The 11,521-nt window shown below is 38.1% G+C and carries 14 protein-coding genes; 11 read left to right on the top strand and 3 right to left on the bottom strand.

The features are described 5' to 3' along the window. Positions 1-35 precede the first annotated feature (35 nt). A complete protein-coding gene (locus JEP71_RS08325; RefSeq protein WP_198626078.1) occupies positions 36-908 on the top strand; it encodes an MBL fold metallo-hydrolase in 873 nt (290 codons plus the stop codon). Then, positions 896-1,564, top strand: coding sequence for a DsbA family protein (locus JEP71_RS08320; protein WP_198620989.1), 669 nt, complete (start codon positions 896-898; stop codon positions 1,562-1,564). Before JEP71_RS08325 ends, JEP71_RS08320 begins: the two co-directional genes overlap by 13 nt. 107 nt (positions 1,565-1,671) lie before the next feature. Here JEP71_RS08320 and JEP71_RS08315 read toward each other — a convergent pair whose 3' ends face one another. Then, positions 1,672-2,325 carry a prepilin peptidase gene (locus JEP71_RS08315; RefSeq protein ID WP_198620990.1) on the bottom strand — a complete coding sequence of 218 codons (654 nt, stop codon included), beginning with the start codon at positions 2,323-2,325 and terminating at the stop codon, positions 1,672-1,674. A gap of 251 nt (positions 2,326-2,576) precedes the next feature. On the opposite strand from JEP71_RS08315, the gene rsmE reads away from it, so the two are divergent. The 4 genes from rsmE (at position 2,577) to ruvX (ending at position 5,401) form a co-directional block, all read left to right on the top strand. Further along, positions 2,577-3,308: a 16S rRNA (uracil(1498)-N(3))-methyltransferase gene (gene rsmE, locus JEP71_RS08310; protein ID WP_196534276.1), complete on the top strand. Its 732-nt coding sequence runs from the start codon at positions 2,577-2,579 to the stop codon at positions 3,306-3,308. 10 nt (positions 3,309-3,318) lie between these two features. Further along, positions 3,319-4,275, top strand: coding sequence for a glutathione synthase (gene gshB, locus JEP71_RS08305; RefSeq protein WP_109373905.1), 957 nt, complete (start codon positions 3,319-3,321; stop codon positions 4,273-4,275). A 143-nt stretch (positions 4,276-4,418) separates the two neighbouring features. Next, positions 4,419-4,982, top strand: a complete 564-nt coding sequence (locus JEP71_RS08300) for a YqgE/AlgH family protein (RefSeq protein ID WP_023581015.1) — start codon at positions 4,419-4,421, stop codon at positions 4,980-4,982. Then, positions 4,982-5,401, top strand: coding sequence for a Holliday junction resolvase RuvX (gene ruvX, locus JEP71_RS08295; RefSeq protein WP_198626077.1), 420 nt, complete (start codon positions 4,982-4,984; stop codon positions 5,399-5,401). Before JEP71_RS08300 ends, ruvX begins: the two co-directional genes overlap by 1 nt. 48 nt (positions 5,402-5,449) lie before the next feature. On the opposite strand, the gene JEP71_RS08290 is transcribed toward ruvX, so the two are convergent. Continuing rightward, positions 5,450-6,454 carry a type IV pilus twitching motility protein PilT gene (locus JEP71_RS08290; RefSeq protein WP_198626076.1) on the bottom strand — a complete coding sequence of 335 codons (1,005 nt, stop codon included), beginning with the start codon at positions 6,452-6,454 and terminating at the stop codon, positions 5,450-5,452. Between the two features lie 21 nt (positions 6,455-6,475). Between JEP71_RS08290 and JEP71_RS08285 the strand changes: the two genes are divergently transcribed. From JEP71_RS08285 to hemW, 5 genes are read left to right on the top strand one after another with little or no spacing between them, the layout of a single operon-like run. Next, the gene (locus JEP71_RS08285; RefSeq protein ID WP_196534280.1) at positions 6,476-7,174 is read left to right on the top strand and encodes a YggS family pyridoxal phosphate-dependent enzyme; all 699 of its coding nucleotides are present in this window, start codon (positions 6,476-6,478) and stop codon (positions 7,172-7,174) included. Between the two features lie 14 nt (positions 7,175-7,188). After that, the gene (gene proC / locus JEP71_RS08280; protein ID WP_198626075.1) at positions 7,189-8,007 is read left to right on the top strand and encodes a pyrroline-5-carboxylate reductase; all 819 of its coding nucleotides are present in this window, start codon (positions 7,189-7,191) and stop codon (positions 8,005-8,007) included. A gap of 18 nt (positions 8,008-8,025) precedes the next feature. Beyond that, complete coding sequence (locus JEP71_RS08275; RefSeq protein WP_196534281.1) at positions 8,026-8,583, top strand: YggT family protein; 558 nt, start codon at positions 8,026-8,028, stop codon at positions 8,581-8,583. Between the two features lie 11 nt (positions 8,584-8,594). Beyond that, positions 8,595-9,188: an XTP/dITP diphosphatase gene (locus JEP71_RS08270; protein ID WP_160230042.1), complete on the top strand. Its 594-nt coding sequence runs from the start codon at positions 8,595-8,597 to the stop codon at positions 9,186-9,188. After that, positions 9,181-10,311: a radical SAM family heme chaperone HemW gene (hemW, locus tag JEP71_RS08265; protein ID WP_198626074.1), complete on the top strand. Its 1,131-nt coding sequence runs from the start codon at positions 9,181-9,183 to the stop codon at positions 10,309-10,311. Before JEP71_RS08270 ends, hemW begins: the two co-directional genes overlap by 8 nt. 93 nt (positions 10,312-10,404) lie before the next feature. Here hemW and JEP71_RS08260 read toward each other — a convergent pair whose 3' ends face one another. Further along, the gene (locus JEP71_RS08260) at positions 10,405-11,355 is read right to left on the bottom strand and encodes a siderophore ABC transporter substrate-binding protein (RefSeq protein ID WP_198626073.1); all 951 of its coding nucleotides are present in this window, start codon (positions 11,353-11,355) and stop codon (positions 10,405-10,407) included. Between the last annotated feature and the right edge of the window lie 166 nt (positions 11,356-11,521).

Here is an 11,521-nt window from a genome sequence, read left to right as displayed (position 1 = left end):
TATAGTCAGCAACAACATTATGGAGAAAACAAAAGATGAAAAAATTACTTCCTTTAACACTTGCAACTACCGCATTCTTCGCAACATCAGCGCTAGCAACTGATTTAACATTAGATATTTATAACCCAGGAGAAGCGAGTGTTTTTCCTGTCTCTTCTGAAATTATTTATGGCGATAAAGATGCCGTATTAATTGATGCACAATTTCAAAAAAATGATGCACAAGCGCTGGTTGATAAAATAAAAGCCTCTGGAAAAAACCTGACTTATATCTATATCAGCCATTCTGATCCTGATTTTTATTTTGGGTTAGATGTCATTACTAATGCATTTCCAAATGCCAAAGTGATTGCAACCGCCCCCACAATTAAAGCCATTAATGAAACACAAGCAGGAAAACTTGCCTACTGGGGGCCTGTGCTTAAAGAAAATGCCCCTCAGAAAATTATCATTCCTGAAGTACTAAAAGGTGATAGTTTTTCTTTAGAAGGTGAAACCATTTCAGTCAAAGGCTTAGACGGACAATCTCCAGATAGAACATATCTTTATGTTCCAAAACTTAATGCAGTAATGGGTGGTGTTTTAGTTTCTGAAAATATTCATGTTTGGTTGGCTGATACCCAAACTGTGGCAGAACGCCAACATTGGGTTAGTGCATTGCAGCAAATAAAATCACTATCCCCAAAAACCGTTATTCCTGGTCACTATTTACCAAAAGCAACATATGACCTACAAGCTGTTGACTTCACAATGAATTACCTAATTGAAGCTGAGAAAAATCTTGAAAAGACAAAAAATTCAGATGAATTTATTGCAGCAATGGAAAAAAATCATCAGAATTTAGCAGATAAATCAAGCCTAGAGCTTAGTGCAAAAGTACTAAAAGGAGAGATGCAGTGGCCTCAGTAGCAAGCAATACAGGTAATACCCAAGGTACTAAAATATTGCACTATATTTATGATCCTCTTTGTGGTTGGTGCTACGGCATTGCCCCTTTGATTGAAGCAGTAAGCAATGCATTTCCACATTCCATTAAGCTACATGGTGGTGGATTGTTTACACCCGCAAGAGTAGTAACGGGTGGTCAATCATGGAAAGAGCATGTCACGCCAATTGATGACCGTATTAGTCAATTATCTGGCCAAGTTTTTAGTCATGCGTATCGTGATTGCCTTGGTAATACGGAGATGGTATTAAATTCACTGCTACCTATTTCAGCTATTCTTGTTGCCGAAAAAATGGGAAACCGTGATGTTTATTTACTAAAAGCATTACAAGAGGCCTATTATCTTGATGGTTTAAATATCAGTGACAAAGACACACTGCTATTTATTGTGAAAAAACTTGGCTTTGATGTTGAACAATTTGCATCCTTATTATCTGACATCAGCAATAACCAAGTTCAGCAACATTTAAACCAAACACAACAATTAATGCACCAAGTTAATGGTCGTGGTTTTCCGACTTTATTTATTGAAGATAACCAAGGTTATCGCCTGATATCGATTGAAAAATATTTAGGTGATACAAAACGTTGGCAGCAATTTATAAAAGAAAATCTATAATCTTCTTTTCAGTGTGCTGATTAATTTCCGCACACTGCCTTCTTTATTTCGATTTTTACTATTATATTTTTTGTTATAAATGCCTAACCAGAACAGATTGAAATCAACTAATTAAAGGAGTTATAAGACGAAAAATAAAAACCTAATATCATTAATGTTGAAAATGAAAGACAAGAGCCAAATGCTACTTTTTTTAAAAACTCTTTCGTTGTGAGCAATACTCCGCAATACACACTTAATCCCAACAAAGAGCCGAGTAATAAAATATAAGGTAATTTTTCAAATCCACACCATGCACCTATCGCACTAAATAGTTTCACATCACCAAAACCTAAAACACATTTTTGATAGATCAAATATCCCCATAAATAGATGCCATAAAAAAGCCCTGCACCACCTAAAAAACCATAAAAAGCATGATCAAAAGGTACTATCCCAAAGGTTGTGTAATTGCACGATAGCCCTAAAAATATTAGCCAATAAGTCAATGTATTAGGCAAAATAAAATAGTCAGCATCAAAGAAAGAGAGCATTAATAAATAAAAGCTTAATACAGAAAGTATTATCAATAAAGAAAGCGAATAAATTGAAAAAAACCAATATAAACAAATAATAATATAACTTATAGCAAGTTGTTTACGACGGGTTTTAGGTAACAAAAATAATAGTAAAAAAGGCAGACAAAACTTAATAAAAACAAGAAACTCATTCAAAAAAGAGAGTAAAGGTGTTTTTATAAAACAACAACGGCTTAATGGCATAAATATCTACTCCTTAGATACCTCGTTATCCCTGTTAAACGACTGTATAAGAGTCTCCATTTAATACCGAGAATTTTCTTTATAATAACAATGAAAACATGAAATTTTGCGACAAAACACGCAATAAGATCCGCGCTATACTAACGATAAAAGCAAAGTGATAACTTGCATGCCATAATGTCATGCGTATGATGCATATCACATATTTTATTTATCACGGTTAACCATCTTTTACGTAAGGGTTTCACGTTATGCGTATTCCTCGCATTTATCATCCAGAACCACTCACAGCAGGTACTCAAACAGCATTAGATGAAGAAGCATCTAATCATGTTGGGCGTGTATTAAGAATGTCTACTGGGCAAAAACTGGCACTATTTGATGGTTCAAATCAAGTATTTGATGCTGAAATTATCGAAAGCACAAAGAAGTCAGTCACTGTGCAAATTAATGATGGCATTGTTGATGATAAAGAATCCCCTCTCGACCTCCATTTAGGGCAAGTGCTTTCACGAGGCGAGAAAATGGAGTTTACTATTCAAAAATCAGTTGAGTTAGGTGTTAATACGATCACTCCACTGATCTCAGAACGCTGTGGTGTTAAACTTGACCCTAGCCGTTTAGAGAAAAAGCATCAGCAATGGCAAAAAATTATTATCTCGGCATGTGAGCAATGTGGCAGAAATAGCATTCCACAATTAATGCCAGTGATGTCATTAGAAGAATGGTGTGCTCAAGATGATGGTAGTTTAAAACTCAATTTACATCCTAGGGCTAACCAAAGTATTAATACCTTACCCTTACCGGTTAAAAAAGTGCGCTTATTGATTGGCCCTGAGGGTGGACTTTCTCCTGAAGAAATCGCCATGACAGCAGAGCACCATTTTACTGATATTTTATTAGGTCCTCGTGTATTAAGAACTGAAACAACAGCACTCACCGCAATCACCGCTTTGCAGGTTCGGTTCGGCGATCTGGGATAAAGGAGAAGTAATGATTAAATTAGGTATTGTGATGGACCCAATTTCATCCATCAAAATCAAAAAAGACACCAGCTTTGCCATGCTATTAGAAGCGCAACGCCGTGGCTGGGAAATTCATTATATGGAGATGAACGATCTTTACCTACACCAAGGTGAAGCACGCGCTCACACTCGTTTACTCAGCGTAGAAGAGAACCCAGAAAAATGGTTTGAATTTGGCCAAGAGCAGGATATTGCTTTAGGTGAATTAGATACTATTTTAATGCGTAAAGATCCGCCTTTTGATACCGAATTTATCTACGCAACCTATATTTTAGAACGTGCTGAAGATATGGGAACACTGATAGTTAATAAGCCACAAAGCTTACGTGACTGTAATGAAAAACTCTTTACTGCATGGTTCCCGACATTAACACCCGACACATTAGTCACTCGTGAAGCTAAGCATTTACGAGCTTTCCATGAAAAACACGGTGATGTTATTTTCAAGCCACTAGATGGTATGGGTGGTGCATCAATCTTCCGCTTGAAAAAAGATGATCCAAACGTAGGTGTTATTATTGAAACATTGACAGAACATGGTCATCGTTTCTGTATGGCACAAAATTTCCTACCTGAAATCGTTAACGGCGACAAACGTATCCTTGTTGTTGATGGCGAACCAGTGCCTTATTGCTTAGCTCGAATTCCTGCAAAAGGCGAAACACGAGGTAACTTAGCTGCTGGTGGTCGTGGAGAAGCTCGTCCATTAACAGAAAGTGATTGGGCAATTGCGCGTCAAGTTGCACCTATTCTTAAACAAAAAGGTCTTATTTTTGTCGGACTAGATGTTATTGGCGATCGTTTGACTGAGATTAACGTTACAAGCCCAACCTGTGCCCGTGAAATTGAAGCAGCTTATCCTGATATTTCTATTACAGGCATGTTAATGGATGCTATTGAAGTGCGCTTAAACAAGAAAAACTAACTTTTAGACACAGAGATTAACGGGTTTAAAAGTATGAACCTAGCCCCCACATATTAATCAATAAGCGGTATACATTAAGAAATACAATGTATAAAAGGGCTAGGTTTTTTTAATAAAAATGATCAGGGAACAGTACTACTATTATGAATTTACTTAACCATTTTCTTATTGCTATGCCTTCATTAAGCGATCCGTTATTTGAACGCTCGGTCGTCTATGTTTGCGAACATAATGAAAACGGTGCGATGGGCTTAATTATTAATAAACCTATCGAAGATATCTCTGTGGAAGGTGTATTAGATCAATTGGAAATTTTTTCGACTGATAGAGACGAAGCAATTAGCTTACAAAAACCTGTGATGTCAGGAGGCCCAGTTGCAGAAGAACATGGTTTTATCTTGCATACTCCAGTTTCAGGTTTTAGTTCTAGCATCAAAATTAGTGACAGCACAATGATCACAACTTCCAAAGATGTATTAGAAACCCTAGGTACAGCAAGGCAACCAGAAAAAACATTAGTCTCTCTAGGTTATTCCAGTTGGGAACAAGGCCAATTAGAGAAAGAGATTTTAGAAAATAGCTGGCTAACAGTTGAAGCCTCACCTCAAATTATTTTTGATACCCCTATTGCTGAACGTTGGCATAAAGCCGCTGAATTAATTGGGATTAATATCCACACCATTTCACCAATAGCGGGTCACGCATAATGTCAAACAGAACGGTAATGGGCTTTGATTTCGGCACTAAAAGCATTGGTGCCGCTATTGGTCAAGAAATTACAGGAACCGCTAGACCTTTAGCCTCATTTAAAGCAAAAGATGGTATTCCCGATTGGACTCAAATCGAAAAAATCATAAAAGAGTGGCAACCTGATTTAGTGGTTGTCGGCTTACCTCTTAATATGGATGGCACCGAACAGTTAGTCACAACTCAAGCTAAAAAGTTTGCTAATCGCCTTCATGGTCGATTTGGTGTACAAATTGCGTTGCATGATGAACGCCTTAGCACCGTAGAAGCTCGCGCTCATCTTTTTGAACGTGGTGGTTACCGCTCCTTAGATAAAGGCAGTGTAGATGCAGCATCTGCCGTTATTATTCTTGAAAGCTGGTTTGAACAGCGATCCTAAAAAATAGGTTCCACTTCGTGATCCCAACCTATTTTTACTTATAAGTTATCATTCAGCTTGAATTAAACCTTCATGTTGGCGTTGCTGCCGACTTAACATGAAGGTTTGCATTCCGTATTCACTACCTGTTTGCATTAATGTTGTCACTTGGTGGTATTTTCCTTCTCTTATAAGATGTGAAATACCCTGCGTAACCTGCATTATTTCAAATAACGCCACACGCCCACCTTCAGTTGAAGGCACTAACTCTTGTGAAATTATCGCCCTTAAACTGCACGCTAATTGCGATGAAATCCATTGTCGCTCATTACCTGTAAAGACATTAGTGACGCGCTCAAGCGTTTGTACTGCTCCTTGAGTATGCAATGTTGCCAGCACCAAATGCCCTGTTTCTGCTGCCGTTAATGCCAACTGAATACTTTGTGCATCTCTTAACTCACCCAACATAATGACATCTGGATCTTGGCGTAGAGCACTCTTTATTGCATTTGCAGTATGTTGAACATCTCGCCCTATTTCCCTTTGCTGTACAATGCTTTGCTTATTGCCATGTATAAATTCAATAGGATCCTCTAATGTCAAAATATGCTGACGTTGATATTGATTTAAATGGTTGATCATTGCGGCTAATGTCGATGATTTTCCACTTCCTGTTGCGCCAGTCACTAAAATAAGTCCATGAGAATAATTATCTAATAATGTTGAAACCGACTTGGGTACTCGAAGTTTATCTAAAGAAGGAATTTGTGTTTCAATTATTCTTAATACTGCTGAGACACCTTTTTGTTGGCGAAATAAATTAATACGAAGTCGTTGCCCACAAGACAGCGTAAGTGCCGTATCAACCTGCCCTTCATGCTCAAAAGTTTGCTTTTGAGCATCACTTAAAAAAGGCTTGAGCCACGTGAGTAGACTATCGGAAGTGATAGGTTTACATTGATTTTGTTGATAAAGTATTCCATTGATCCGCAATCGAGGTACATCACCACAACAAAGGTGCAGATCCGAAGCGTTATGCTTTACACTATATGCAATTAAATTTTCCATTTTCATCTTATTATCTCCTGAGTTGCCATGAATACTATTAAACAGAATCTCGTCAATGTCAGGTCTCACATTGACACAGCAGCGCAGAAATGCGGCCGTTCTTCAGAAGAAATAACACTACTTGCAGTGAGTAAAACCAAACCTGTGAGTGACATCGAAAAAGCAATAGCATGTGGACAAACTGAATTTGGTGAGAACTATGTCCAAGAAGGTGTTGATAAAATCCATTATTTTGCTAATAACCACACCTTAGTTTGGCACTTTATCGGCCCTTTACAGTCAAATAAAACACGCCTTGTTGCTGAGAATTTCGATTGGTGCCATACCATTGATAGATTAAAAATCGCTCAAAGATTAAGTGACCAACGTCCTGACTCATTGCCACCATTGAATGTACTTATTCAAATAAATATCAGTGATGAAAATAGTAAATCAGGTATTAATCTGAGTGAGCTTGATGGGTTAGCAGCACAAATTTCTATTCTTTCAGGCATTAAATTACGTGGATTAATGGCTATTCCAGCACCTGAAAGCAAGTATGACAAACAAGTTGAAGTGCTAGAAAAAATGCATCTCGCATTTAAGCAATTACAATCTCAATATCCCAATATAGATACGTTATCTATGGGAATGACGAGTGATATGGAAGCAGCTATTGCTTGCGGTTCAACACTCGTTCGTATTGGTACAGCAATTTTTGGCGCAAGAGATTACGCGGCTAAGTAGAAATAGAGGTTTATATGGAACATCGTAACATCGCTTTTATTGGCGCTGGAAATATGGCTCAGGCCATTATTGTAGGATTGGTTCAAGGTGGATATCCAGCACATAAGATAACCGTCAGCTCACCTTCTGCCGTTCGCCGTGAACCTTTAGAAAAAGAGTTTGGCATTCATAGTACTAATGACAATATTGATGCCGTTCAAAAAGCGGATGTTATTGTGCTGGCAGTAAAACCACAAATGATGGAAGAAGTTTGTAAGCCCTTACAAAATATCGATATGAGCAAAAAGTTAGTCCTTACTATCGCTGCTGGCATCCCTGCCACACGTTATAACGACTATTTTGCGACTCAATTACAGCTTGTTCGCATTATGCCAAATACTCCAGCACTGGTAGGTAAAGGCTTAAGTGGTATGTTTGCGCACAATTCACTTTCATCTCAAGATAAACAGTTTGCCGACGAATTAATGAAAAGTGTCGGAACAACTGTTTGGGTAGAGCAAGAATCTGCCATCAATGATATTATCGCCGTTGCTGGTAGTGCACCCGCTTATTTCTTCTTGTTTATGGAATCAATGCAACAAGAAGCTGAACGTTTGGGTTTTTCTCCTGAAGTAGCAAGAGCTATTGTGCAACAAGCCGCAAGTGGTTCTACCGCCTTAGCTGAGAAACAACATATGTTGCCTTTCTCAACTTTACGAGAGCAAGTAACATCAAAAGGTGGAACGACAGCGGCTGCACTTATGCAGTTTTATGAAGGAAAATTACCTGAAAACGTCGCTTCTGCCATGCAAGCTGCGATTAAACGTGCGCAAGAAATGGAAAAACAATTTTAATTTCATCAGGGCCAACTAATGAATTTTTTAAATTTCGTCATTCTGACTCTTCTTCAACTCTATACATCCGTACTTCTATTACGTGTTTGGATGCAATGTGTTAGAGCTGATTTTTATAATCCTTTTTCACAATTTATCGTCAAGATCACACAGCCAATTGTTCGTCCATTAAGAAGTGTTATTCCTTCTATTGGCCCTATTGATACCGCGTCAGTCTTATTAGCCTATATACTCATTCTGCTTGGTATTATTATTCCATCTTACTTATCAGGAACATCAATTCCTTTCGCTTTAATGTTCCCTTTTGCCTTTATTGAACTACTCACAGCAGCAGGTAAGATGATTTTCTGGTTGATTATTATCCGCGCAATCCTTAGCTGGGTAAGCCAAGGTCGTAATCCAATTGATCACCTTTTATTTCAATTAACAGAACCTTTAATGGCACCAATTCGTCGTGTAATTCCGGCAATGGGTGGCTTAGATTTCTCTGCAATGATTGTTATTCTGGTACTTTATGCCTTGAATTATCTACGTGTAGACGTTTTACAATGGCTACTTAGCGTAACGCTTTACTAAGGATAATACTCATGCAAAAAGTCGTTCTTGCAACAGGAAATCCAGGGAAGGTCAAAGAGCTAGCCTCTTTGCTTTCTGATTTTGGTTTAGATATTGTTGCCCAAACAGAGCTAGGTGTTGATTCAGTGGAAGAAACGGGCTTAACCTTTGTTGAAAACGCGCTGATCAAAGCACGTCATGCGGCAAAAGTGACAGGTCTTCCAGCCATTGCTGATGACTCAGGTATTTCGGTAGATGCTTTAGGCGGTGCTCCGGGTATTTACTCAGCACGCTATGCGGGTGTTGATGCAAACGATCAGCAAAATCTGGATAAATTGCTTGATGCAATGAAAGATGTACCTGCTGAAAAACGCCAAGCGCAATTTAACTGTGTATTGGTTTATATGCGCCATGAGAACGATCCAACTCCGCTGATTTTCCACGGTATATGGCATGGTGTATTAAGCACAGAAATGCACGGTGAAGGTGGATTTGGCTATGATCCTATTTTCTTTGTTCCTGAATTAAATTGTACGGCGGCGCAATTAACTAAAGAGCAAAAAAATCAGCATTCGCATCGTGGTAAAGCACTTAAATTAATGTTGGATGCCCTTAAGAATGCTTAAGTTGCCCCCATTAAGTTTGTATATTCATATTCCTTGGTGTGTACAAAAATGCCCTTATTGTGATTTCAACTCACACACCTTAAAGGGAGAAGTACCACATCAGGAATATGTGCAACATTTACTCAATGACTTAGATGCCGATCTTATTCACGTTGGCTCCCGTGAAGTCCAGACAATATTTATTGGTGGCGGTACACCTAGCTTATTAAGTGCTGAATCAATGGCTGATTTACTCTATGGAGTGAAAGAGCGTATTGCTGTTAGCTCCAATGCAGAAATCACCATGGAAGCTAACCCAGGAACCGTAGAAGCGGAACGCTTTGCTGGATTCCAACGTGCTGGTGTAAATCGTATTTCTATTGGTGTACAAAGTTTTGGCGACGACAAGCTTATCCGCTTAGGTCGAATTCATGATGCAGATGAAGCTAAAAATGCGGCTCGTTTAGCCAAAGAATTAGGCTTACGTAGCTTTAATTTAGATTTAATGCATGGATTACCAGACCAATCATTATCTCAAGCGCTTTCGGATTTACAGCAAGCAATAGCGTTATCTCCGCCACATTTGTCTTGGTATCAATTAACCATTGAACCTAATACACAATTTGGCTCTCGCCCACCTAAATTACCTGATGACGATATGCTGTGGGATATTTTCTCAGAAGGCGATAAATTACTGACAGCAGCAGGTTATCAACAATATGAAACATCGGCATATTGCAAGCCAGGATTTCAGTGTGAGCACAACCTAAACTATTGGCGTTTTGGTGATTATTTAGGTATCGGTTGTGGTGCTCATGGGAAAATAAGCTTTGAAGATGGTCGCATAATGCGAACAGTAAAAACCAAGCACCCTAAAGGTTTTATGGAAGGTCGCTATCTCGATCAGCAAAATTTTGTTGATAATGATGACCGTCCATTTGAATTTTTTATGAACCGTTTTCGCCTATTAGAAGCATTTCCAAGACAAGATTTCAGTGATTACACTGGGCTTTCAGAAGAAGTGATTCGCCATCAAATAGATGAAGCTTTGGCGTTGGGTTATATCAGTGAAACTGACTCTCACTGGCAAATAACCCCTCACGGTAAGCTATTTTTAAATTCATTACTTGAGCTATTTCTTTAATATTGCTGATTTCAAATAGCTAATTTTAAAATACCCATACTGTTATTCACAATATGGGTATTTTTTATTTATGATAAAACGATCATAAAAGTCTTAGAATGCGCTTTCTACCGCTTCAATCTGCTTAGTTAAGCTGTCTAATCCACCGCCAGAGAGATACCAAAGATCTGCTTGCAGATAAACAATATCGCCATTTTTATAAGCAGATGTCGTTTTAATTTCATCATTTTCAAAAGTAGCTTTTTCTAATTTATCAGCACCAATCGCTTCACTACGATCCACAATGAAAATCACATCAGGGTTTGCTTTTGCGATCATTTCAGAAGTGACAACTCGACGTTTATCTTTATCTTCTTCAGCTACAGGGGGTAATTCGGCTTTCTTCACTTTAACCACATCATAAATAACACTTTGGTTATTTGGCATTAAATTGCCTGCATTATGCAGTAACACTAAAACTTTTTTATCAGACTCTGCCGCTTTTTTCTGAGCCTGCTCAATCACTGTATTCAGTTTTGTCAGTTGCTCTTGGGTTGCTTGTTGCTTATCAAACAACTCTCCCATTAATTTAATATTCGCTTCAACTGAATCAAGATAATTAGCGCTATTGGTGCCTAAGTTAACGGTTGGTGCAATTTTCGCTAAAGCCTCATAAGAAGCGCCTTGTCGACCCGTAATAATAATTAAATCAGGTTTAATTTCGGCTAATTTTTCTAAGTCAGGCGCTTTCATACCACCGACATTAGCCACATTACTTGCAATACTTCCTTTAATATAAGCAGGCGCATTACCTAATGGTAACCCCACCACTTTATCAGCTAAACCTAACTGAACTAAAGAATCATATAAACCAAAATCAAATAGAACAACTTTTGAAGGGTTCTTAGTAACCGACGTTTCACCCAACAGATGTTTAATCACCATTTTGTCATTCTGCTGACTAATAACTTGGTTAGGTTGGTATTCGATTGGCGTTTTGCTTAACGCTGAGAAACTCGTTACAGAAAAGATAGATGCGATAACTAAAGGAAGGATCTTCTTCATTAATTTTGCCCTGTTTAAGTGGAATACTCAAACAGGGCATTCTAAACAGCTCTCCCCATAAGTCAATTGAACAAGAATGATTTTCATTATTATTTTCAATTATTGTGAATCCGCCATTTGTAAAGCTTATTAATTATCTGGTTAATAACCCAATCATTAGAGAGAC

Origin of the sequence: Proteus sp. PR00224, from assembly GCF_016238105.1 — a bacterium.
Lineage (GTDB): Bacteria > Pseudomonadota > Gammaproteobacteria > Enterobacterales > Enterobacteriaceae > Proteus.
This window is presented reverse-complemented; position numbering and strand designations above follow the sequence as displayed.

Excerpts from the sequence above, each read along its gene's own strand:
- JEP71_RS08325 (WP_198626078.1), top strand. The coding sequence starts at position 36 with ATGAAAAAATTACTTCCTTTAACACTTGCAACTACCGCATTCTTCGCA.
- JEP71_RS08315 (WP_198620990.1), bottom strand. The coding sequence starts at position 2,325 with ATGCCATTAAGCCGTTGTTGTTTTATAAAAACACCTTTACTCTCTTTT.
- rsmE (WP_196534276.1), top strand. The coding sequence starts at position 2,577 with ATGCGTATTCCTCGCATTTATCATCCAGAACCACTCACAGCAGGTACT.
- gshB (WP_109373905.1), top strand. The coding sequence starts at position 3,319 with ATGATTAAATTAGGTATTGTGATGGACCCAATTTCATCCATCAAAATC.
- JEP71_RS08300 (WP_023581015.1), top strand. The coding sequence starts at position 4,419 with ATGAATTTACTTAACCATTTTCTTATTGCTATGCCTTCATTAAGCGAT.
- ruvX (WP_198626077.1), top strand. The coding sequence starts at position 4,982 with ATGTCAAACAGAACGGTAATGGGCTTTGATTTCGGCACTAAAAGCATT.
- JEP71_RS08290 (WP_198626076.1), bottom strand. The coding sequence starts at position 6,454 with ATGAAAATGGAAAATTTAATTGCATATAGTGTAAAGCATAACGCTTCG.
- JEP71_RS08285 (WP_196534280.1), top strand. The coding sequence starts at position 6,476 with ATGAATACTATTAAACAGAATCTCGTCAATGTCAGGTCTCACATTGAC.
- proC (WP_198626075.1), top strand. The coding sequence starts at position 7,189 with ATGGAACATCGTAACATCGCTTTTATTGGCGCTGGAAATATGGCTCAG.
- JEP71_RS08275 (WP_196534281.1), top strand. The coding sequence starts at position 8,026 with ATGAATTTTTTAAATTTCGTCATTCTGACTCTTCTTCAACTCTATACA.
- JEP71_RS08270 (WP_160230042.1), top strand. The coding sequence starts at position 8,595 with ATGCAAAAAGTCGTTCTTGCAACAGGAAATCCAGGGAAGGTCAAAGAG.
- hemW (WP_198626074.1), top strand. The coding sequence starts at position 9,181 with ATGCTTAAGTTGCCCCCATTAAGTTTGTATATTCATATTCCTTGGTGT.
- JEP71_RS08260 (WP_198626073.1), bottom strand. The coding sequence starts at position 11,355 with ATGAAGAAGATCCTTCCTTTAGTTATCGCATCTATCTTTTCTGTAACG.